The sequence below is a fragment of the Flavobacterium polysaccharolyticum genome, from assembly GCF_038739875.1.
GTDB classification, from domain to species: domain Bacteria; phylum Bacteroidota; class Bacteroidia; order Flavobacteriales; family Flavobacteriaceae; genus Flavobacterium; species Flavobacterium polysaccharolyticum.
In genome coordinates, this window is sequence record NZ_JBCGDP010000003.1 from 130745 (window position 1) to 154558 (window position 23814).

23 protein-coding genes are annotated in these 23814 nt (G+C 34.7%); 18 read left to right on the plus strand and 5 right to left on the minus strand.

The annotated features are described in order from the left end of the window. The first annotated feature begins 436 nt into the window (after positions 1-436). Positions 437-1021 carry a hypothetical protein gene (locus WFZ86_RS04035; RefSeq protein ID WP_342690744.1) on the plus strand — a complete coding sequence of 195 codons (585 nt, stop codon included), beginning with the start codon at positions 437-439 and terminating at the stop codon, positions 1019-1021. Beyond that, positions 1021-2088 (plus strand): DUF262 domain-containing protein, encoded by a 1068-nt coding sequence (locus tag WFZ86_RS04040; protein ID WP_342690745.1) that lies wholly within the window; start codon positions 1021-1023, stop codon positions 2086-2088. The genes WFZ86_RS04035 and WFZ86_RS04040 overlap by 1 nt, the downstream gene beginning before the upstream one ends. 56 nt (positions 2089-2144) lie before the next feature. On the opposite strand, the gene WFZ86_RS04045 is transcribed toward WFZ86_RS04040, so the two are convergent. Together WFZ86_RS04045 and WFZ86_RS04050 are read right to left on the minus strand one after the other, a co-directional pair. Continuing rightward, positions 2145-2567 (minus strand): group II intron maturase-specific domain-containing protein, encoded by a 423-nt coding sequence (locus tag WFZ86_RS04045; protein ID WP_425402856.1) that lies wholly within the window; start codon positions 2565-2567, stop codon positions 2145-2147. Between the two features lie 31 nt (positions 2568-2598). Continuing rightward, positions 2599-2958 carry a transposase gene (locus WFZ86_RS04050; RefSeq protein ID WP_342690746.1) on the minus strand — a complete coding sequence of 120 codons (360 nt, stop codon included), beginning with the start codon at positions 2956-2958 and terminating at the stop codon, positions 2599-2601. A 110-nt stretch (positions 2959-3068) separates the two neighbouring features. Here WFZ86_RS04050 and WFZ86_RS04055 point away from each other — a divergent pair, with 110 nt between their 5' ends. From WFZ86_RS04055 to WFZ86_RS04080, 6 genes are all read left to right on the plus strand, one after another. Beyond that, a complete protein-coding gene (locus WFZ86_RS04055) occupies positions 3069-3698 on the plus strand; it encodes a hypothetical protein (RefSeq protein ID WP_342690747.1) in 630 nt (209 codons plus the stop codon). 331 nt (positions 3699-4029) lie between these two features. Continuing rightward, the gene (locus WFZ86_RS04060) at positions 4030-4575 is read left to right on the plus strand and encodes a GNAT family N-acetyltransferase (protein WP_342690748.1); all 546 of its coding nucleotides are present in this window, start codon (positions 4030-4032) and stop codon (positions 4573-4575) included. A 363-nt stretch (positions 4576-4938) separates the two neighbouring features. Continuing rightward, positions 4939-5613 (plus strand): BON domain-containing protein, encoded by a 675-nt coding sequence (locus WFZ86_RS04065; protein ID WP_342690749.1) that lies wholly within the window; start codon positions 4939-4941, stop codon positions 5611-5613. Between the two features lie 194 nt (positions 5614-5807). After that, on the plus strand, positions 5808-7190 hold the full coding sequence (locus tag WFZ86_RS04070; RefSeq protein ID WP_342690750.1) for an NAD-dependent succinate-semialdehyde dehydrogenase: 1383 nt from the start codon (positions 5808-5810) through the stop codon (positions 7188-7190). Positions 7191-7256: 66 nt separating this feature from the next. Next, positions 7257-7733, plus strand: a complete 477-nt coding sequence (locus WFZ86_RS04075) for a Dps family protein (protein WP_342690751.1) — start codon at positions 7257-7259, stop codon at positions 7731-7733. Positions 7734-7766: 33 nt separating this feature from the next. Then, complete coding sequence (locus tag WFZ86_RS04080; protein ID WP_342690752.1) at positions 7767-7952, plus strand: SHOCT domain-containing protein; 186 nt, start codon at positions 7767-7769, stop codon at positions 7950-7952. A 57-nt stretch (positions 7953-8009) separates the two neighbouring features. On the opposite strand, the gene katG is transcribed toward WFZ86_RS04080, so the two are convergent. Together katG and WFZ86_RS04090 are read right to left on the minus strand one after the other, a co-directional pair. Further along, on the minus strand, positions 8010-10214 hold the full coding sequence (gene katG, locus WFZ86_RS04085; RefSeq protein WP_342690753.1) for a catalase/peroxidase HPI: 2205 nt from the start codon (positions 10212-10214) through the stop codon (positions 8010-8012). 238 nt (positions 10215-10452) lie between these two features. Continuing rightward, positions 10453-12372, minus strand: a complete 1920-nt coding sequence (locus tag WFZ86_RS04090; RefSeq protein ID WP_342690754.1) for an amino acid permease — start codon at positions 12370-12372, stop codon at positions 10453-10455. Positions 12373-12906: 534 nt separating this feature from the next. Here WFZ86_RS04090 and WFZ86_RS04095 point away from each other — a divergent pair. The 8 genes from WFZ86_RS04095 (at position 12907) to WFZ86_RS04130 (ending at position 22085) form a co-directional block, all read left to right on the plus strand. Beyond that, the gene (locus WFZ86_RS04095; RefSeq protein ID WP_342690755.1) at positions 12907-14115 is read left to right on the plus strand and encodes an anhydro-N-acetylmuramic acid kinase; all 1209 of its coding nucleotides are present in this window, start codon (positions 12907-12909) and stop codon (positions 14113-14115) included. A gap of 956 nt (positions 14116-15071) precedes the next feature. Then, complete coding sequence (locus WFZ86_RS04100) at positions 15072-15650, plus strand: hypothetical protein (protein ID WP_342690756.1); 579 nt, start codon at positions 15072-15074, stop codon at positions 15648-15650. 232 nt (positions 15651-15882) lie between these two features. Next, positions 15883-17421, plus strand: a complete 1539-nt coding sequence (locus WFZ86_RS04105) for a glycoside hydrolase family 10-like protein (protein ID WP_342690757.1) — start codon at positions 15883-15885, stop codon at positions 17419-17421. 21 nt (positions 17422-17442) lie between these two features. Next, positions 17443-18717, plus strand: coding sequence for an MFS transporter (locus tag WFZ86_RS04110; protein ID WP_342690758.1), 1275 nt, complete (start codon positions 17443-17445; stop codon positions 18715-18717). A gap of 11 nt (positions 18718-18728) precedes the next feature. Continuing rightward, the gene (locus tag WFZ86_RS04115; RefSeq protein ID WP_342690759.1) at positions 18729-20324 is read left to right on the plus strand and encodes a glycoside hydrolase family 3 protein; all 1596 of its coding nucleotides are present in this window, start codon (positions 18729-18731) and stop codon (positions 20322-20324) included. A 397-nt stretch (positions 20325-20721) separates the two neighbouring features. After that, on the plus strand, positions 20722-21360 hold the full coding sequence (locus WFZ86_RS04120; protein ID WP_064714688.1) for a peroxiredoxin: 639 nt from the start codon (positions 20722-20724) through the stop codon (positions 21358-21360). Positions 21361-21464: 104 nt separating this feature from the next. After that, positions 21465-21773, plus strand: coding sequence for a thioredoxin family protein (locus WFZ86_RS04125; RefSeq protein WP_159683558.1), 309 nt, complete (start codon positions 21465-21467; stop codon positions 21771-21773). A gap of 54 nt (positions 21774-21827) precedes the next feature. Beyond that, complete coding sequence (locus WFZ86_RS04130) at positions 21828-22085, plus strand: DUF6952 family protein (protein ID WP_159683555.1); 258 nt, start codon at positions 21828-21830, stop codon at positions 22083-22085. Positions 22086-22164: 79 nt separating this feature from the next. Here the strand turns inward: WFZ86_RS04130 and WFZ86_RS04135 are convergent, their stop codons facing one another. Next, the gene (locus WFZ86_RS04135; RefSeq protein WP_342690760.1) at positions 22165-22722 is read right to left on the minus strand and encodes a DUF4494 domain-containing protein; all 558 of its coding nucleotides are present in this window, start codon (positions 22720-22722) and stop codon (positions 22165-22167) included. A gap of 249 nt (positions 22723-22971) precedes the next feature. Here WFZ86_RS04135 and WFZ86_RS04140 point away from each other — a divergent pair, with 249 nt between their 5' ends. Both WFZ86_RS04140 and WFZ86_RS04145 read left to right on the plus strand, forming a co-directional pair. Further along, entirely contained in the window at positions 22972-23406 is a 435-nt protein-coding gene (locus tag WFZ86_RS04140) for an acyl-CoA thioesterase (RefSeq protein WP_342690761.1), read from the plus strand. Positions 23407-23418: 12 nt separating this feature from the next. Continuing rightward, positions 23419-23808: a DUF1398 domain-containing protein gene (locus WFZ86_RS04145; RefSeq protein WP_342690762.1), complete on the plus strand. Its 390-nt coding sequence runs from the start codon at positions 23419-23421 to the stop codon at positions 23806-23808. Positions 23809-23814 lie beyond the last annotated feature (6 nt).

The window sequence follows — 23814 nt, forward strand, 5'->3', positions numbered from 1 at the left end:
CTGTACGCTATATCTGTAGCTCTGAACCCCAGAGCCACAGGATGCCGCTCCCATCAGGGCTAGAAACGGTAACGCAACACGAATCGAAATTCCAATTTTTAAATTCCAATAATAAGAATTCATTAAAAAAATCTCTAAAATTCACACAACGACTCCCCGCTCGAAATCAAAGATTCAACGACTCCAAAAAAAAATAAACATATGGAGTTATAGGGCTTGGGTGTGTGTGTTTTTTAATCCAAAACTTCAAAAACAAACTAAAAACAATTATTCAGCAACAAGTTTTGTAATTAAAATTGTATATATTTGAAAAAGACAATAAAACGAGATAAAACTGCGATTATCTACACAATTTTGAGGGTGTATAGTCGCTATTGTATAGCGTTTATACACTAGTTGGCGGTAATTTTAAGAAAAATCAGACATATTAACTTAAATGACACATTTAGAATCAATTGACGAAGGATTAAAATCAAACAAACCTCATAATGAAATTGTGAGGAAGATTTATTTAACATACCCAACTTCTGCGTTAATTGGAAATGAAGAAAGGCAATTTCAAATTCTTAATGAAATAAGTGAATATTTCTCTATTCCAATAATGAACGTTCAAGTTGTAGGTTCATCAAAAACTGGATATAGTTTTCATAAAAAAACTACATTTAGCTTTTTGAAATCAGACCTTGATATTGCAATTATTGATGGTAATTTATTTCAACATTACACAGAATGCGTTTTTAAGTCGACTAACGGTTTTACAGATAGAACAGGCTTTCCTTTCTATGATGGTAAATCAACTTATCAGCAATATGTAAATTGTGTTGCAAAGGGTATTTTTAGACCCGATTTAATGCCGACAGGAAAAAAAAGACTGAATTGGTTGAAGTTTTTTGGTCAATTATCCAGTAAAAACAAAGATTTGTTTAAATCAATAAATGCAGGAATTTATCTTTCTCAAACATTTTTCGAGTACAAACAAACTTCAAATATTAACGAATATATTTTAACAAAACCAATATAATGATAGATTATAGAGTACGGTCAGTTTCTTTACTTAATTTGGTAAATGACGTAAAAAAAGGTAGATTAATACCTGATGCATATTTTCAAAGAAATTTGGTATGGAGAGAACTTCATAATAAGGATTTTATTAAAACGATTTTATTAGGTTATCCATTCCCACAAATTTTTATTTCCAAAGGAAAAATTGATGTTGCTTCTATGTCTACAATTTCTTGTATCGTTGATGGTCAGCAAAGAACAAATGCAATAATTAAATTTATTGATAATCAATATGAAGTAGATGGAAGATATTATAATAATTTAACAGAAGAAGAAAAATCTAACTTCCTTAAATATGAAGTTGCTGTCATTGAACTTGATTTAGAAAATGATGACCCAAAAGTTCAAGAAATATTTCAAAGAATTAATCGAACTTCAAATTCATTATCTATAATTGAAAAAATGGCTTCTGAATATTCAACAGCAGAATATATGCTAGTTGCAAAATTATTGGCAAACGAAATAGAATTAGACTTTGATTCAACTCAAGAAGACTTAAGAGAAGATCCTAATATTCCAAAAGATTTTTTTGTTTGGGCAAAAAAACAAAAAGTCAGTAAATTTCAATCATTAATGACTGAAAAAGGAATTTTTACGAGTAGAGATATTGCAAGAAAAGTACATTTAATGCATATTTTAAATATGATGTCTACTGTGATTACTGATTTCTTCAACAGAAACGAAAAAACTACATCCCTACTTAACGATTACGGAATTGATTTTTATGACAAAGATGAAATAATTGCGAGATTTGAAAAAACAGCAGAAACAGTACTAAAACTTAAATTAAAACAAAAATCAATTTGGTATAATAAATCAAACTCTTTTTCTTTAATTGTCGGAATTGCCAAATTGGATGATAAAATTGATGATTTAGATCTTGAAAAATTAAAAGCAAATTTAGAATCCTTTGAACAAAATATTCCAGGAGATTTTAAGCTTGCTTCAACAGAAGGTGTAAATAATAAAAAAGAAAGAGAAGTTAGAAATTCATATGTAACATTATTGCTAGAAGACTCTAAATAAAAAAACTACCGCCAATCGAGTAGACGGCTCCGCCCCGAACGGAACGAGTGCGCCTCTCAAATGTTTACATTCACGAAAACCAAAAAAACAATAAAAACCTGAGTACACCACCGAGCGTACGGGTCATCCCGCAAGCTTTCGGAACAGGCTGTACTCGGCGGTTCGCAAAGAGATGGGTTAAGTTCGATGTAAACATCGGTTAAAGATTGATAGCCACGCTGTTTTAAGCGTTTCAAAGTAATGGTAGTACTCAAAATCGGACTCTGAGCAATTGCCCACCCGCCTTTGCGAGTGCGACTAAAAGCATAGGCGTGGTCTTGGTCAATGCCCAAGCGTATAAGATTCTTTCTCTTTCGCTCGGGTTTCTTCCAATCGTGCCAAATGCAATATCGAAGTCGGTTTCTAAGCCAGCCGTCTAGATCAAGTAATTTGCCCATAATACTCGTTCCCCGAAAATAGTTTAACCATCCTCGCTGGATTTGCTTCGCCTATTCGCCTTTCAGGCTCGGGTCATTGATTTTTCGGATACGTTTCACGAGACTTATCGGTGCGGTTTTGCGTGTCACTTCTTTTAAACTCTGCTTGAGTTTTGCCTAAGTGTAATTCTATATTACGAATGCTCTCTTTTTCTAGCTTTCTCGAACTTCTAAGACCATTGAGATATCCATAAAGATAAAGTATAAGAAATACTTTTGATTCAAAACTAGGACGGCCTTCACTTTTAAGAATACGAGTCATAAAACCAAGCAATTCAAGCGAGATATGCTCTACGAAAGCTTCAATAAAACGAACAGGATTATCAAGACTGATTTTATCTTCTAAACCACTTATTTGCAGTTGCTGGCGGGAGATTCCTGATATATGTTGCATACTTAAATATACAACTTTTCCTCCTTATGTAACTCAATTTTGACTACTTTTGATAAACAATAAGCGGAGGTTTTGAGACAGACTGACGTTAGGCGCAAGCAAATGAAAAAATGAGTAAACTAAAATATCTTATAATAATTTCTATTCTATTTTTCTCTTGTCAAAATAATGAGAGAGAATCATTAATTAATGAGTTTAACGCTCAAAGAGAAAAAAATGGTTTAAGCAGTTTTGATAAAAATCTAAAACTAGATTCAACTCTTTATGTGAAAACGGATGAAAATTATTGGAATCTAATAAATTACATTGCGACTTATAAAAAGCTAAGATTAGATAAAAATGATACTATTAGTAATTTTGGTAAAATTGATTTTTATTCTAACTCAAATAAGAAACTATTTAAAATAGTCTATTACAATAAAAATAAAGATGGTGTAAAATTAGTATCTGAGCAAGATAGATTTTACAGAAAATTAAATGATACAATAGAAATTTATCTAAACCACAATTATAATTATCATAAAAATCAAACTATATATTCTATAGACTCGCTTCCAACAAAATTATTTATTGAAAAAAATCAAAAGAAATTAAATGCTATGTTTGACTATGCAAAAAGAAATAATTTAGAATTATGTGGAACTTCTGCAAATGAAATTTTAAGCAAAGGGTTTCCTAAAAGAAATACAATAATAAATTATTCAAAATTTATCGCCGTCAAAACAGAACTAAATAAATAAAAGCCAGCGCCTAATCGACTAGACGGCTCCGCCAGAAACTGACGGAGTGCGCCTCTCAAATGTTTACATTCACGAAAACAAAAAAAACAAAAAAACCTGAGTACACCACCGAGCGTACGGGTCTCGTATACGGTGGTTCGTAAATCATCAATCAAAAGCCCTTTAGTACCGCTCTGCGAATGTCTCCGACTTCGCAGTATGTTAGTTTCGTTGTCCTAAATCATTTCAATAAGTTAACGCACTAAAAAATGAATTTTTCTCTTTTCAAATCCAACAATAAGAATAATTTTAAGGCCAAACGCACTATAGTTACACGAAAATAAAAAAATCCATGAAATACCTTTTAAAAAACCAAGAATCCGAAAGACTGCTGTTTAGAGAAGTCAACCTCTCAGACTTTTCGGACTGGTTAGCTTTTCATGAAGACCCAAATACTGCGCTATATTGGAACGCTACATTAGAAAGCCCTGAAAAGGAATGTAAAAAATGGTATGACAAACAAGTATACCGATACGAAAACAATTTAGGCGGTATGAATGCGTTATTAGATAAAACATCGGGGAAATTAATCGGGCATTGTGGACTTTTAGTCCAAAAGATAGAAGACAAATTGGAATTGGAAATTGGCTATTCTATTTTACCCGAATATTGGAACCAAGGATTTGCTATTGAATCGGCAAAAAAATGCAGAGATTTTGCCTTTGACCATAACTTTTCCGATTCTTTGATTTCCATCATCAGTTTAACCAATACACCTTCTGAAAAAGTTGCCATAAAAAACGGCATGACCATAGATAAACTCACAGAATACAACCAAAACACCGTAAACATATTTAGAATTACGAAATCGGAATGGGAAAGAAATAATAAGACTTAAACCAAAAAAACTCTACTAAAACCTCAACTATAAAACAACTTCTCATAACACTGCTCATCATTTATACAGCAACTGCTGTTGCACAAAAAAAAAGAGAGACTCCCAAAAAATCAAATTTACGGTGCAACTGGTCTTGACGTAACACCCAATTTTCCAGAAGGTAATAAACAGTACAAAAACTACGTTAAAGAAAACTTCAAAAAAAGTGGGCTTCATGGATGCGCTACTTCGTATGTCAAAAAAAATGTAAGTGAACACTTTCTACTAATTATATAACATTCCCTCTTAATTATATAAGCTACTGAGCTCTAATAGTTTTCACCTTTGTGTTGTTGTGAAACGCATTCACAATGAAAAAAAAATATGATGAAAACAAATGCAGAATTACAGACAGATGTTCAAAACGCCATTAAATGGGAACCGTTATTGAATGCAGCAGAGATTGGAGTTACAGCAAAAGATGGTGTAATTTCTTTGACCGGCGTGGTAGATAGCTATGCAAAAAAAGTGGAAGCCGAAAATGCTGCCAAAAAAGTAATTGGTGTCAAAGCACTAGTTGAAAAAATCGAAGTCAAATTCCCAAGCTCTTTCGTAAAGACCAGCTTAGAAATTGCCAATGAAGTGTTGGCGGCACTAAAATCAAATTGGTCGGTTCCAGAGGATAAAGTTACCGTTAAGGTCGAAGACGGCTGGGTGACTCTAGAAGGTGAATTGCCTTGGAATTACCAAAAAGAAGCTGCAAAAAGCGCTATTATTTATCTTGCTGGCGTAAAAGGCGTCACCAACAATATAAAAATCAAATCCGAAAGCCATGACGCCATTGAAAAAAGGGACATCGAAAAAGCCATTGGCAGAAGCTGGACGATAGATGATAGCGATATAGTTGTTTCGGTTTCTGGAACAACTGTTACGCTCAAAGGAACCGTAGGCTCTTGGTATCAAAAAGAAGAAGCCGCTCGTATTGCTTGGAATACGCCTGGTATTTGGCACGTAAAAAACGAATTGGAAGTAGATTATTATTATAGTTTAGTGAACTAAATCCAATTTTAAAGCGGTAAAAGCACTTGCTTTTACCGCTTTTCCTCTTTTAACACACTTTACTTCACCCTGTCATTTTCTAGACACTGACTCAATTTAAGAACACTTCATCGCCTACTCCTACCTTACTGATTGGGTAGCAAATAAAATCTTGAAGATTACATTTTTAATTACTAATAATTAAATAAAAAACTATGGCTTTTCAAACCATTAATCCAAACACCAACAAACTCGTACAATCCTTTGACGCCATGACTGCCGATGCGACAGATGATGCAATTTCAAAAGCAGCAGCTACATTTGACGCATGGAAAACAACAGACTACGCTGTAAGAGCTCAATTGTTGTATAAAATTGCAGGACTTTTAAGAGCACAGAAGCAAGAGCTTGCTCAAATAATTACCCTAGAAATGGGCAAACTTTTGAGTCATGCCCAAGGCGAAATAAAGTTGAGTGCCGAAATATTTGACTACTACGCCAAAAATGCGGAAACTCTTTTGGCCGACAAAATCTTGAATCCTGTTCACGGAAAAGCCTTCATCAGGTCTAGTCCAATTGGGATACTGTTAGGCATACAGCCTTGGAATTTCCCCTTTTATCAAGTCGCACGATTCGCGGCACCTAATATTATGATTGGCAACACAGTGCTCGTCAAACACGCCTCAAATGTGCCGCAATGCGCTATGGCCATGGAAAGAATCTTTATAGAAGCTGGAGCTCCATTAGGACTTTACACTAATCTGATGGTGTCACACGAACAAATAATCGATTTGATTGCGGACAAAAGAGTAAGAGGGGTTTCGCTTACAGGTAGTGAATCTGCAGGGGCTAATGTAGCAACCGTAGCTGGTAAAAACATCAAAAAATCAGTGCTAGAATTAGGCGGTAGCGATGCTTTTATTGTACTAGAAGATGCTGATATTGACCAAGCGGTAGATTGGGCTGTAGTAGGGCGTATCAACAATAACGGACAGTGTTGTGTAGCTTCCAAACGTTTTATCGTTGTAGCCGAAATTGCAGATGCCTTCTTGGAAAAATTTAAAACTAAACTAGCCGAATTGGTTGTAGGCGATCCCGTAGACACAAAAACACAATTAGGACCACTTTGTACGGAAGAAGCCGCTACTAAAATAGCCAATCAAGTCGAAAGAGCTGTTGATGGAGGTGCCAAAATTATTTTAGGTGGAAAACGTGTAGATAGAATTGGCGCCTTTATGGAGGCCACCATTCTTACTGATGTGACACAGAATAATCCTGTTTTTTATGAAGAGTTTTTTGGTCCAGTAGCCTTATTTTTCAAAGTAAAAAATGAAGAAGAAGCTATTGCATTGGCTAATAATTCGCCCTACGGTTTAGGCGGTTCCGTATTTACCCAAGATATAGAAAGAGGGAAACGCGTCGCCAACCAAATAGATACAGGAATGGTGTTTATCAATCACCCAACTTGGACTCAAGCTGATCTTCCGTTTGGTGGTACCAAAAATTCAGGCTATGGAAGAGAAATGGCGGCACTAGGTTTAGAGGAATTTGTCAACAAAAAACTCATCAGAATTAGTGAGCTAAGTGATCCATTTTAGTCATAAAAAATAGCAACCAAAAAACGAACAGATAAATCAAAAAACACTTTAATAAAAAGTAACAATATGAAAACAGCCATAGGAATATCAGAATCTCATCGACAAGCCGTTGTCGATGAATTGTCTAAAATTTTAGCAGACGAAACGGTGCTTTACATCAAAACAAAAAATGCCCATTGGAATGTAGAAGGAGTCGATTTTTATGACAAACACAAATTTTTTGAAACCCAGTTTGGTCAACTAGATGAAATAATTGATAGCGTAGCGGAACGTATTCGTTCTATTGGTCACTATCCTCCAGCTACTCTAAAGTCCTATCTATCATTAACACATCTTTCGGAACAAGATCGATCACAAAATGATAGTCTAGGATTCATTAAAGAACTTTTAACCGATCACGAAAGTATCATCATCATTTTGAGAGAGCATATCAAATCTTTTGCGAATGAATTCCATGATTTGGGTACTAGTGATTTTATAACTGGATTAATGGAAGCACACGAAAAAATGGCTTGGTTTTTACGATCTCACTTAAAAAATTAAATTATGTACTACGAAAACTATAATTTTTAGGGAATGCACTTTTTTTGGTGGCTGATTTGGTTTGTTTTTCTGATTTGGATATTTGCTACACCATACGCTATTCCAGGACAAAGAACAAAATCAAATACGCCTTTGGAAATACTTAAAAAAAGATTGGCTTCTGGAGCAATCAATACAGAAGAATTTCAGCGATTGAAAAAAACACTAGAAGAATCATAAACAAAAACAAAAAGTGGGCCTACAAGCCCACTTTTCTTTATACTAATAAAAATGAATTTACACTAAATCAAAACGATCAGCGTTCATCACTTTGCTCCAAACGTTAATAAAGTCTGTAACAAATTTTTCTTTGTTGTCGTCTTGTGCATATACCTCAGCATAAGCTCTTAAAACGGAATTAGAACCAAATACCAAATCAACTCTAGTAGCTGTCCATTTGGTCGCCCCAGATTTTTTATCCACAATGTGGTACAAGTTATCGCCTTCGGGTTTCCAACTGTAGTTCATATCGGTGAGGTTAACAAAGAAATCATTGCTTAGCACACCTTCATTGTTGGTGAATACCCCGTGTTTGGTTCCGCCATAATTCGTACCCAAAACACGCATCCCGCCTAGTAAAACCGTCATTTCTGCCGCTGTTAATCCTAGAAGTTGGGCTTTGTCAAGCATTAATTCTTCAGGTTGTACCACATATTTTGCCTTCATGAAGTTTCTGAAAGCATCATTAGTCGGTTCTAAAACTTCAAACGATTCTACATCGGTCATTTCTTGTGAAGCATCTCCTCTACCCGCATGGAAAGGTACTTTTACATTGAATCCGCCTTCTTGTGCCGCTTTTTCTATGGCTGCACTTCCTCCCAAAACAATCAAATCTGCAAGACTTACTTTTTTAGACAAACCTGCCTGAATTTCGGTAAGTTTGGCGATTACCTTTTGCAATCTTTCTGGTTCGTTGGCTTGCCACTCTTTTTGTGGTGCTAATCGGATTCGTGCTCCATTGGCTCCACCTCTAAAATCAGAACCTCTGAACGTTCTTGCACTATCCCAAGCGGTGTTGATTAGTTCTGCTCTATTCAATCCGCTGTTTAATAACGTAGCTTTTAGTTCTTCGATTTCAGCATCAGATAAGGTGTACTCCACTTTTGGAACAGGATCTTGCCAAATCAAATCTTCTTGTGGCACATCGGCTCCCAAATAGCGTTCTTTTGGTCCTAAATCACGGTGTGTTAATTTGAACCAAGCTCTAGCAAACACATCCGAGAAATATGCTGGATCTTTATAAAAACGCTCTGAAATCGCTCGGTAAGCTGGATCCATTTTCATAGCCATATCAGCGTCAGTCATGATTGGATTTCTTCGTACAGATGGATTGTGTGCGTCTATAGGTTTATCTTCTTCTTTGATGTTGGTCGGTTCCCATTGCCAAGCGCCCGCAGGACTTTTGGTTAACGCCCAATCATGATTCAATAACAAATCAAAATATTCGTTATCCCAACGCGTTGGATGAGTGGTCCATGATCCTTCCAAACCACTAGTTACGGTATCACCAGCATTTCCATTTCCTTTAGGGTTTAGCCATCCTAAACCTTGGTTTTCAATGGCTCCGCCTTCTGGTTCTGGCCCTAATTTTGAAGCATCACCATTCCCATGAGCTTTTCCTACGGTATGTCCACCAGCAGTTAATGCTACCGTTTCTTCATCGTTCATTGCCATTCGCTGGAAAGTAATACGAACATCGTGAGCTGTTTTTAAAGGATCAGGTTGCCCGTCTACCCCTTCAGGGTTTACATAAATTAACCCCATCATAACAGCAGCTAAAGGATTTTCTAAATTTCTTTCTCCAGAATATCTGCTGCCTTCACTGCCGCTTTTGGCTAACCATTCTTTTTCTGCTCCCCAATACACATCTTTCTCTGGATGCCAAATATCTTCACGACCTCCCGAAAAACCAAATGTTTTGAGTCCCATTGATTCATAGGCCATATTCCCCGCTAAAATCATCAAATCAGCCCATGAAATTTTGTTACCATATTTCTTTTTAATCGGCCACAATAATCTTCTGGCTTTATCCAAATTCCCATTATCAGGCCAACTGTTTAACGGAGCAAAACGGATGTTTCCTGTTCCTGCACCCCCACGACCATCTGCAATTCTGTACGTACCAGCAGAATGCCACGCCATTCTAATCATCAAACCACCATAATGTCCCCAATCAGCAGGCCACCACTCTTGACTTTCGGTCATAAAAGCTTTTAAATCATTTTTTAATGCATCTAAATCTAATTTTTTAAATTCTTCGGCATAATTAAAAGACGCTCCTAAAGGATTGGTTTTGTTATCGTGTTGATGAAGAATATCCAAGTTGAGAGATTTAGGCCACCAATCTTGATTGCTTGCACCTGTGCTTGCACTTTGAGTTAGCGCACCGCTAGAAAACGGACATTTACCACTTCCGCTAGAAGAATTACTGTTACTTTCCATAGTATGATTATTTAAATTGATATCTTAATGATTGCTAATTTACCATAGTTTTACCTGTTGGTTTTTTAATTTCAATAGATAAAAACTATTTTAAAAGTGTAAAACATTATGTATAAAGATATTAAATTAAATACAAATAAAAGAAAATCAACACAATACATCTTAGTAAAACTCTCAAATGAAGGCATGAAAAAACCTCTTAGTTTGCACTAAGAGGTTAGTTGATTATGTCTTCGTTTTATACTGTTTTTGTATTTAGTTTACTATTTTTTCGGCTAAAGCTAAAATAAATCACCAAACCGATCAATAACCATACGCCAAAATAAATCCAGTTCCATACACTTAACTCTGCCATCATGTATAGACAACAAATTAAGCCTAACAACGGAATCAATGATAAATTTTGTTTGTAAGCCCATACACATAATCCAATTAAGGAGAATAAGAAAATCCACATTGGGATTTTATGTTTGAACAAATTAAAACCACTTTCATATTTAATCGCATCTGAAACTGGCAATCCAGCTACAACTTCTGCGTATTTTACCTCATCTTCAGCATGTTTACTCAACAAACTTTCTAAATCTGAAGAAGCTGCTCCTTCTAAAGCTACTAAATACTCAGAAACCTTTTGTGTTTCTTCTTGATTTAATGAAGTCACAATGGAAGAAGGTTCATTTACTTGAGTTTTATTAGTAATGAAATCCATAGTCGCTTTTTCATTAAATCCAAAAGCAAAAACTAATCCTACAATCAATAGAATAGGCATGATAAATTTTGAATTCACATAAGGTGTTTTGAATTTCCCTCGTGGAATATCTGTTTTATTTTGCAATGACAACACGCCTGCACAAACCAAAACAAAAGCAAACAAGGTACCAATACTACATAAATCGGTTACCATGGTTAAGTTTAAGAATAATGCTGGTACAGCCACTACAAAACCAGTAACGATCGTCGCGAAGGAAGGCGTTTTGAATTTAGGATGTACTGTAGAAAATTTCTTTGGTAACAAACCATCTCTACTCATACTCATCCAAATACGAGGTTGTCCCATTTGGAAAACTAATAACACACTAGCCATAGCAACAACTGCTGAAACTGCAATAATTCCAGACAACCATTTTAAATCTAATTTTTCAAAAACAAAAGCTAATGGATCACCCACGTTCAATTGGTTATAGCTAACCATTCCTGTCAAAACCAAAGCAATTGCTATATATAAAAGTGTACAAATGATAATAGCCCACATCATTCCTTTTGGTAAATCGCGTTGCGGATCCTTGCATTCTTCTGCTGTGGTCGAAATCGCATCAAAACCAATATAAGCAAAAAACACTGCCGAAACTCCTTTTAATACTCCAGAAACACCATTGGGTGCGAAAGGAGACCAATTGGCTGTATCTACATAAAAAATCCCTACTGCTATCACTAATAATACAACACAAACTTTTATGGCAACCATTAGATTACTAGCATTTCTAGACTCTTTCATGCCACGATACACTAAAGCCGTAATCAAAATAATAATTAATAACGCAGGTAAATCGGCAACTAAATGAAAAGAACCGATAGTGGGAGAAGTTGTCCATGCTGTGTATGCTGCTTGGGTAGCTGCCGATAAGTTCTCGAAAGATTTTCCTCCTTGCATTAAAGCCGTCGCATCTTTGAATCCATTAGAAGCCGTTAAATAATCCATTTGTACCCATTGTGGTAAAGTAATACCTCCACTCTGAAGTAAACCCGTAAAATAATCACTCCATGATATTGCTACAGTAATATTTCCTACGGCATATTCCATGATTAAGGCCCAACCAATAATCCATGCGATGAGTTCACCAAAAGCTACATAAGAGTAAGTGTAAGCACTCCCTGACACAGGCACCATTGAAGCAAATTCAGCATAAGCAAAAGCGGCAAAACTACAAGCTACAGCTGTAAACAAAAACAAGAAAATAACTGCCGGACCACCATCTGCACTGGCTTTTCCAATAGTACTAAAAATTCCTGCTCCTACAATGGCCGCTATCCCAAAAGCGGTTAAATCACGAGCGGTTAAGTGCTTCCCTAGAGCTTCATGTCCCTCTAAATTATTTTTCTCAACTTGCTTTAAAATGTCTTGAACAGTCTTTTTCCTAAATAAACCTTTTAATGCCATTTTTTAAATTTTATCGGTAATGGTTAGTTAATGTATGCTTTGCAAATAAATGCTTTTAAAACTAAAAATTAAATTATTGTATCATAAAAATTAAAAACAACTCGCCTAAAAACTAGTTTTATCTTTAAAAACCACCATTAAAACAAATAATTCTTTTTTATCGTGTTAAAAAAGTCAAATATATACATAAAACAAACATACAAGAAAAAATTAATAATTTTATGATTATAATTTACTAAAATTTAATTCACATAAAGCATAAAATTAGTAATATCCTTAATATCAAGCTTACAATCTGATATTTTTTTGAGAAAAAGAAAACAATAACGTATTTTTTTGTTCAAAGCACTCGACTCCCAACCTTTTGTTATTCAAAAAAACGTATTAAAATCAACTATAATTTAGAACAGAACGTTTAGTTCATGACTATTTTTCTTAAAAAAAATAAAAGCGTCAATTTGAAAACGGCACCTTCTTTTACGAGAATCAATTTTATAGTACTTTTGAAACAGAACAATTCATTAACACTACATCATGAATCCAAATCTTCAATCACTATTTAGTATTGCACAAAAAACTGAAAAAAATATCATTGGATTGATGTCAGGAACCTCACTTGACGGATTGGACGTAGCATATTGCAAAATTGCAGGTTCAGGAACTAACACTAAAGTAACTTTAGTACACTTTGTAACCATACCTTATGATGATGAAACAAAAGGAGCTATTAGAAAGGTTTTTGCTCAACAAAATATTGACTTTCAACACCTAGCTTTACTGAATGAATGGATTGGACTATTACACGGAAAAATAGTTTTGGATTGTTTACACCAATGGCAACTCACCTCTGCCGATGTCGATTTGATCGCTTCGCATGGACAAACGGTTATGCACGCACCTAAAAGCTTACACCAACAAGACAACTTTCCTAATGCAACGCTACAGATTGGCGATGGAGATCATTTGTCCGTTACTACACAATGTATCACGATTTCTGATTTTCGACAAAAACATTTGGCTGCAGGAGGTGAAGGTGCGCCATTAGCCGTTTATGGTGATTACTTTTTGTTTCATTCTTCCACTGAGAATAGAATTTTACTCAACATTGGTGGGATTGCCAATTTTACATTGATACCAAAATCTAGCTCATTTGATTCTATTTTTGTTACTGACACGGGAACAGGCAATACTTTAATGGATGCCTACACCCGACAACATTTTCCCGACTTAGCATATGATATAGATGCGGCCATTGCAAAAAAAGGAGCCGTAAACCTCAACTTACTTAAGGTATTAAAAAACAATTCCTTTTTTACCACCTCTTTTCCTAAAAGTACAGGTCCCGAATTGTTTAATAAAGCTTATTTAGAAAATGCACTGCAAGCATCCAACAACTTAAACCTTAAAGTTGAAGATGTCTTAGCAACATTAACCCGATTTAGTGCCGAAACGATAGCTGAAGCGATTCTTGAAGTTACCCAAACCAGCATTAACAAAAACGAAGCAACTACAATTTATATCTCCGGCGGCGGCATTCATAATCCGTTATTGATTCAACACCTAAAAGAATTACTGCCATTCCCCATTACATCAACAACTTCACTAGGAATTGATGGGGACGCTAAAGAAGCCATCTTATTTGCTGTCCTAGCAAATGAAACCATTTCAGGAAAATCAAACAATTCTAAAAAAAATAACAGTATCCCTGAAATTAGTATGGGAAAAATCTCTTTTCCTTTTTAAGTTTAGCATAAAGCACTTAAACACAAAACATAGCACTTCATCAGAGACCTTTTTATTTAATTAAAATCGTCTCTTATTCTTTTGTAAAGTACTAGTACGCAAGAAATTAACTATAAAATCTTTATGAAAAATAAAGAAAAAAAGCACGTTTAAAATGACTTTTACTACAAAAAAAGTTAAATTTTAACAACTTAATAAATCTTAAGCAAGATTTTAAATACAAGCCATATCCATTTCGTAAATTTAATATAACAAAATACCACAAAATCAAGGTTAAATGTTAAGGCAAATAGCTCAAACATCTCGAACCAAAAAAATAGTGACGACTATTTTTATAACTAACAATTTAAATTAACCATTAATACAAGGTTGTTAGTACGTTATCACCTCTATTCTATACCTGAATTATTTGTTTTATAAATTAAATCTAGCGGAAAGAATAATCCAAAAGAGAGCAATAGTTTCAAGTATTATTTTTCAAATCCAAAAACACTAATCAATTTACAGAAGTTTTAGCAAACAACTATAACTCTATAAATATCAAGAAAAAGCTAATTTCTGAAATCGATCAAATAAGAAAATCTCTTATTGAATTACAAACAGAAAAGGAAGATTTAAGCTTACAACAGTTCAACGATTTGAAAAGAAATGAAAGTACAAATATTCACATAGCATTGAAAGACATCATGTTTTCAATGTCGCATAAAATTAGATTAGCACTTATATAACACATTAGAACGGATCAATTCATTACCAATATTTTAACAAAAACGAAGGGAATCATGAATTATTGTACTAATCAAAGAATCTCAAGAGATTTAGATCAACAAGCTACAAAAGAACTAGGTTCTTTTACTTAAGAACTCAATCACAACATAAAAAATTATTCTAAGTAAATGATATAAAATAAAAAAAGATGACCTGAAACTAAAACTACAACTTAAAACCAAAAAACCATGAAAACATTATTTCTATTACTCGTTAGCACTATCGCTTTTGCTCAAAGCGATAAAGAAAACTACCTTTCATTCTCAGGCGCTTTAGATGCCAGAAATTTAATATCTGGAAGTGATCCTACAAATAACGAAAGTGCTTTGAACTATCTACTACAATTTGCAATGGTTTCGAAAAATTTTGAAATTAATGTAGGATATGAACGTTTTTCTATGATTCAGTATAGTAAAAACACTATTGGTTTTGGGTATCACATTCCACTATATGCCAGAATTGGTGCTATGAATATTAAATCAACTATAATTCCATCTATCGAGCCTACATTAATCAATAGATGGGGAAAATGGGGAGGAGGAATTTCTACAGAACAAAAAAGTTCACATTTAACCGTGGGCGCTAATCTTGCCTATCGTATTCATATCTCTGATTCAATTGCTATAGAGTATCTTTTTAATGCCCTTCCAAGAGTCGACCTTTGTGCTATGTATGGAAGTGCTAGTACAAAAGATAAAAAAAGCGCTAATGGAATTCCAATAATTGGTAGCAACTATTTTAAACTTGTATATAAAATTGGAAGATAGGCCCCAAAAAAGAAAATGGATTTCAACCTTTTTGCCCAAAATAAAACCTCATTCAGAAAAAAGTTGAATGAGGTTTTACTTTTTCATTTCCCCACTTAAAAATAGAAAAAGATCATTTCAAAAAAGCCTTTCCTTCAACTAATCAATCAACATTTAAAAGAATTTATTGAATAATAATCCTTTTTTCTAATGTAAAAAAACTATTTTTGAATGCATTATAAACGAAAAAATAATGACCAAAAATAAAGTATTACTTCTTCTATTTATTTTATTACTATCTATCATTACTAATGGAATTGCTCAAAAAAAAGACCATTATCCTAAAAATGAATTTAGAGGTGTTTGGATTGCTACTGTCGTAAATATTGACTGGCCTAAAAAAAGCAATGACTCCGTTGCTAAACAGAAAGCAGACTATTTACAAATTCTCGATACCTATCAAAAGCTCAATTACAATGCAGTTATCGTTCAAATTCGAAGCGTGGGAGATGCCTTCTATCCTTCAGAATTAGCGCCTTGGTCTCGTTTTTTGACTGGAAAAGAAGGAAAAGCACCCACTCCTTATTACGATGCTTTGGAATGGATGATTGAAGAAGCCCACAAGAGGGGATTTGAATTCCACGCTTGGCTTAATCCCTATCGTGCCACTTTCGACTTGAATAAAGCGCAACTTAGCCCTAATCACGATATTTTCAAATATCCACAATGGATGATTACTTATGGTGGAAAAATGTATTATAACCCTGCATTACCAGAAGTTCAAAATCATTTAGTAAAAGTGGTAGAAGAAGTTGTAATGAAATATGATATTGATGCCATCCATTTTGATGATTACTTTTATCCTTATAAAATTAAAGGAGAAGAATTTAACGATGCTGATTCTTTCAAAAAATACGGCAATGGAATGAATCTCGAAGATTGGCGTAGAAACAATGTAACTACATTTGTAAAAAGCATTCACTCTGCCATTAAGAATCACAAACCTTGGGTGCAATTTGGCATTAGCCCATTTGGTGTTTGGAGAAACAAATCGATGGACCCTAAAGGTTCAGATACACAATCAGGACAAACCAATTATGATGATTTGTATGCCGACCCTATTCTTTGGATGCAAAATAAATGGATAGATTATCTATTGCCTCAATTGTATTGGAGCATAGACCACAAAACGGCTTCATATGCCAAACTACTAAAATGGTGGTCAGAAAACACCAATGGTGTTAATCTCTATATGGGCAACAGCACCTACAAAATCAAAGGTGATTCGGATAAAAAGTGGAACAACATTCATGAAATTCCCAATCAAATTGACTTGACCCGAAGCTATGCTAATGTGCAAGGAAATGCTTTTTATAGCGCTAAATGGTTTATCAATAATCATCAAGACGTGACACAATTAATACAAAATCATCAGTATAAATATCCTGCAATTCCGTTGCCTGTTCCCAATTCAAAACACGTCGTAATAGATACACCTGTAGTTAATAAAATTGAAATCGATTCGGTCAATTGCACTTTTACTTTACAAATGCCTTTGAATACCAAAATTCGTTATGTAGTGGTATATGGTGCCAAAAGAGATTCCAAAATCGACCTTCAAGACGCTAGTCAAATTATGAAGAAATATTTTGTCGACCCAAAAGCAACGATAATCAATTTTAGTATTCCGCTAAGCGATGTAGATAAAAACAAAGCTTTCGCCCTTACTTTCATCGACTTTTATGGTAATGAAAGTAAAGAAATCATCATTGATTTACCCAAAGAAGACTAACCCAACCTTTTCTACCATCCTATGAAATCAGAAAAAAATCCTTGGTATTGGATACCACTTTTGAATTTTGCATCAGGTTTTCCGTATGCCATAATCATATCTGTATCTGTTTTGATGTACAAAAATTTAGGCATCAGCAATGAAGATATTGGTATGTACACTAGTTTACTCTACTTGCCTTGGGTTATCAAACCGCTTTGGAGTCCTTTCATTGATTTACACGCAACCAAAAGAAAATGGTTTTTGGCGATGCAATTGGTCATTTCGATTGCTTTTTTAATCGTTGGATTAACCATTCCGATGCAACATTTTTTTGTATTGAGTTTGGCTTTATTTTGGGTGGGTGCTTTTGCGTCTGCTTCTAATGATGTGGCTATTGATGGATTCTATTTATTAGCGTTAACCAAAGACAAACAATCTTTTTTCTTAGGGATTCGCAGTACTTTTTACCGTTTATCGATGCTTACTGCCAATGGTGTAATTGTACTTTTGGCTGGATTCTTAGAAGAAAAATACGGTGACAAAAGCAAAGCTTGGTCGTATACTATGCTCGTGGTGGCTTTGATTATGATTTTCATCACGGTCTACAACTTTTTTATGACACCAAACCCAGAAATTGAACAGGAATACATAAAAAGTAATGCCAATCATAAAGTAAGCTTTACCGAAGTATTTGCTACTTTTTTTCAAAAGAAACAAATAGGATTGATTCTTACTTTCATATTGGTTTATCGCCTAGGAGAATCACAATTGATGAAGATGCTTTCTCCCTTTTTAATTGATGATATAACCAAAGGCGGAATGGGATTAAGTACCGAAGATGTTGGAATTATTTACGGAACCTTTGGGGTCGCCGCTCTAGTTATTGGTGGAATCATTGGCGGAATCGTCATCTCAAGAGACGGTTTAGGAAAATGGATGCTCCCTATGATTTTAACGATGCATTTGCCAATTATTGGGTTTGTTCTTTTAGCCCATTTTCATCCTAGCTCTGTACTTTATATTTACATCACTGTAGTTTTGGAGCAGTTTGGATATGGCTTTGGTTTTGCGGCTTTCTTAATGTATTTAATTTACGTAGCCGAAGGAGAATCCAAAACCTCCCACTACTCTATTGCCACTGGATTTATGGCTTTAGGAATGATGCTTCCCGGAATGGCAAGTGGTTATATTCAAGAGTATTTGGGCTATGGTAACTTCTTTATTTGGGTATTTTTAGCAACAATTCCAGGGATTATTTTATCTCGATTTTTGATTTTTCCTTATGATTTTGGAAAAAAAGAAACAGAAAAATAGTAATACAAGGTATGACAACCGAACAAAAAATAGGACAATTCTTTTTTCCCGCTGTATTTATTAACGATAGCGAGGAAAACATTCAGGCAACAGAACATTTAATTCGTGAATACAATATTGGTGGCTTGACATTTTTTCACAGTCGAGCTAGTGCGGCTACCAACTATGAAGGCAACAAAAAAATTGAATTCAATGATGAGAGTTACGAGCGATTAAAAGCCTTAATTGTTCGTTACCAAAAAGTAGCTAAAACTCCGCTATTGATGAGTATAGATGCCGAATGGGGTTTGGCAATGCGCGTTGAAAAAACACCTCAATATCCTTATGCCATTACACTTGGAGCTGTTCCTGTAGCAGATAAAGAATTGGTGTATGAAATAGGAAAACAAATCGGAAAGGACTTACAATCGGCTGGTATTCATTACAACTTAGCTCCTTTGGCTGACATTAATACTGACCCAAACAATCCTGTAATTGGATATCGTTCTTTTGGAGAAGACAAAAACAAAGTCGGCACCTTTGCTTTGGAGTATTTGAAAGGAATGACAGCTGCTGGGATTTTGGGGTGCTTAAAACACTTCCCAGGTCACGGTAATACCAATGTCGATTCTCATTTGGGATTACCTGTTCTAAATGAAAACTTAGACGAGTTACTGTCTAATGAATTAGTTCCTTTTATTAAAGGAATTGAAAACAAAGTCGACTCCATAATGATTGGCCATTTGGCGGTTCCTGCTCTGAACAATGGAGCAAATACCTCGGCAACACTCTCAAAAGCAGTGATTGAAGGTTTGCTTAGAGAACGATTGGGATACGATGGTCTGGTCATTTCGGATGCTTTGAATATGCATAGTGTTTCCAAACTATACCCAACTAAAGGCATATTGGAATGGGAAGCTTTTAATGCTGGAAACGATGTATTGTGCTTTGCAGAAAATGTGCCCGAAGGGATTCAGGAAATTTTAAAAAGAGCTGATATTTCTAGAATTGAAGCTAGTTTTGAACGTATTTGGAAATGCAAAGTACAAGCTGGTTTGATTACCGATAGCAAATTTGAAGCCACTGATTTAGACTGGAAATCTACAGCTGTAATCAACCAAAAATGTGCTGAAAAAGCGATTACTTTGGTCAAAAAAGACAGCACCTCTTCTATATCTGATTTTGTCAGCAATGGTGGACGTGTAGCAAAAGTGAGTGTATATAGAGAAAGTGACAATCCATTTTTTGAAGGATTAGAAAATACGATTCAGGGAGACTCTTTTTCGATTGCGCTGGGAGAAGAAAATCTGGAAGAAAAACTACAAGCAATGGACAAATATGACACTTTGATGATTGCTTTATTTGTACCAAAAGCCAAACCTTTAGCAAATTTTGAAATTGAAGATGCGATTATTACTTGGCTAAGTGAAGTGGTATTGACTAAAAAAGTGGTCTTGCATTTGTTTGGAAATCCGTATGCGCTACAAGTGCTTCCGAATATTTTGGCTGCCAAAATTGTTGTCGTAGCGTACCAAGACCTTAAGGAATTTCAAGAAGTTGCCGCTCAAAAAATAACCTTGAACCAAGCATACGAAGGAACTTTGCCTGTTACTTTGCTTTTGAAATAACTTAATGTAAAAAAATTTAGAAACGATAGTTAATTAACTATCGTTTTTTTTTGACTAATGCTCACAAGAAAGCCCATTGCTGCTTTTTAGCCCCGATGGGAGCGGCATCCTTGATTGCCGGGGTTCGGCAAGCAAGATATAGCGGAGAGCGGGACTTTGTTTCCATAAAAGCCTAAAGTTTCCTGCTCCTAAAAATTAGCCAAAATAGACCTACAAACCACTAGTTATCAATATTTTAAATTATCTACAACGTTTTCGTTAAAAACTGTTATTTTTTTACAAAATAAGCAACTCCTATTCGATTATAGTTAATTATAATTAAAACTTTGAGCAACTCGGACACTTACTAATTACCTTTGCCGAACAGAAATAAACAAAATTTTAAATCATAATCATTATGTCATTAGTAGGTAAAAAATTTCCAAGTATTGCGGTTGATGCTATCTCTGAAATGGGAGATAATTTGAAAATCAACATTTTTGAAGAAGCAGTAAACAACAATAAAAAAGTATTGTTGTTCTGGTACCCAAAAGATTTCACTTTTGTATGTCCAACTGAATTACACGCTTTTCAAGCCGCTTTACCAGAATTTGAAAAAAGAAATACAATTGTAATTGGTGCTTCTTGCGATACTAACGAAGTACACTTTGCTTGGTTGAACACACCAAAAAACAATGGTGGTATCGAGGGAGTAACGTATCCAATCTTGGCTGATACTAACAGAAACTTGGCTAACATTTTAGGTATTTTGGATATCGAATCTACTAGCTACAGCGAAGAAACTGATTCTGTAATTCTTGAAGGTTCTAACGTAACTTACAGAGCTACTTATTTGATTGACGAAACTGGAAAAATTTTCCACGAAAGTGTTAACGATATGCCATTAGGTCGTAACGTAAACGAATACTTGCGTATGGTAGATGCTTACACTCACATTCAAGTAAAAGGTGAAGTTTGTCCTGCTAACTGGGAAGCTGGTAAAGAAGCAATGAATGCTGACAGAAAAAGTACTGCTGAATACTTAAGCTTAAACTAATAACAAGTTCCAAATTTTAAATTCCAAATTCCAATGTAGTTCGTTTTAGGACTATCAAAAATTGGAATTTGGGATTTTAAAAAATGAATTTTAAAATTTAAATTATGTTAATCGAATTAAACGAAGATACGTTGGGTGCTTTGGTTGCACAAAACGAAAAAGTAGTGGTTCAATATTCGGCTTCTTGGTGTGGTAATTGTAGAATTATGAAGCCAAAATTCAAAAAAATGGCCACTGAAAACGAAAATCTAACGTTTGTTTTGGTGGATGCTGAAAATTCACCTGAATCTAGAAAGCTAGCTAATGTGAGTAACCTACCTACTTTTGCTACGTTTGTTGGAGGAAAATTAGTTAACGAAACACAAACTAATAAAGCAGAAGTTTTAGCCGATTTAGTAAAAGAAATCGCTTAAGAAAACGAATTACTCCCACTTACAATTATTTCCAATCTATATACATTTATTCCAATGAAATTACCTGTTATCAAACACCTGACTCAATTTATAGAAGAAAACGACCAAGATTACATCATTGAAACTATAGAAGTTTTAGAAGCACTTACAGAAGTTCCTTCTTTAAAAGACGAAGAGTTGGATGTGATTGGCGAATTGATTTCGAATATGTATGGCGCTTTGGAAGTACATAAAATGGTGAAAACGGGTACTGATAAGAAAGAAGCTTTGAACACATTTATGAAGCGTGTTTTGGGATCTATCGATAAATAGGTTCTGTTTTATAAAATATCAAAAAGCCTGCAAAGAGAAAGTTTTTGCAGGCTTTTTGATTATTTGAAGCTGGAAAAAATTATTCTATTTCTTGAAGTAATTCTGCTTTTAGCGCTTCGGTTTCGTAAGTATCGGTATCGAATTTAGGCGCTGTAGATGCTTTTAAGGCATTAAAACGTTCCAACGCTTCCGTCTCGTCCTCTTCTCCACTAAAATAAGGAAAAACATCCATAATAGGAGATTCGGATATAGCAGGAATCGTATATTCCCCCATGGTGTTTTTCATGGCGATAGTCGTATTATCAAATGCTTCTTTTACATCATTAGCTTGTACCAAAAGATACATATTGGTCTTGCGCTCCTTGCCACTTTCTTCATCAAAAGCTAATAAAGACACTTTGGATTTGAACCAGCGATCAGCATTTTCAAAAGGATGAATTTCGGCATAATTGCCCACTTTTATGTTGGTAATCTTGAACTCTTCACTGATGTAAGCCGCCATTTCTTCATTGATTCGTTTTTCAGCCTCGGTATAGGATAAGGCATCTACCAAATAAGGTTCGGTGGTAATCTTCTGTCCGCCAGTTTCATCGGTTTTTCTGTACTTTACTTTGCATTCGTACCAAATTGTGCTCATCTTGATTTTTTTTAGGGAGCCAAAGATAGATTTTCACGCTAATAAAAGGAATTATTCTGCAAAATAGATATTCACAATTTTAGACTAGTAAAACCAATATTCAAAGAACCAACCTTTTAAAGATAAAACAACTAGTCAAACTTTGTTGAATGATAGAAATCAGGTTTGCTATATTCAATTGTTTCTCCAGAAAAACAATATATATTCGTAATTTCGCCTCTTCATTACAAAAGAATAAAAAACATACTTATGGCTACATTTAGCAAACAACTCTCTTTTCGTTGGTCAGATTTAGACCCCAATTTTCATATGCGTCACAGCGCTTATTATGATTTTGGCGCACAACATAGAATCGAAATTTTAGAAGAATTAGGTTTAACCTTACGCGTGATGAAAACAGAGCATTTTGGTCCTGTATTGTTTAGAGAAGAATGTGTTTTTAGAAAAGAAATCAATCTTTCGGATACCATTATTATGCAAACTAAAATTGCAAAAATGAAGCCTGATGCTTCGCGTTGGTCTATCGTACATGAATTTTACCGTGACGAAGTTTTGTGTGCTACCATAACTGTAGATGGTGCTTGGATGGATACCAAATTAAGAAAATTAGCCCAACCGACTCCTCAAATTGTTGTTGATGCATTGAATTCGTTTCCAAAAACTTCCGATTTTATTTCACTTTAAACATCAATATCTATGTTTACAATCGCTCAGATTAAAGAAGCACATAATAAAGTAAAATCAGGTGCTGATTTCCCAAAATACATTCAAGATTTAATCAACTTGAGGGTCATTGGTTACGACACTTTTGTTACCGATGGTCACGTAGAATATTTTGGCAGTGACAACTACAGAACAACTGCTACAGAAACTTATGATACTCTGGCAATAGCTAATTCAGCAAATAAAGAAAGATTTATAGAGTTTTTAGTAATGCATCAAGAAGGTCAAACCGATTATTTGACTTTTTGCAAACAAGCTGCTCAATGCGGAATCGCACAATGGACCGTAAACATCATCGAAAAAACTTGTACCTATTTTGATTGCCATCAAAATAGCATTTTAATAGAAAAAATACCTCTCTAAAATAAA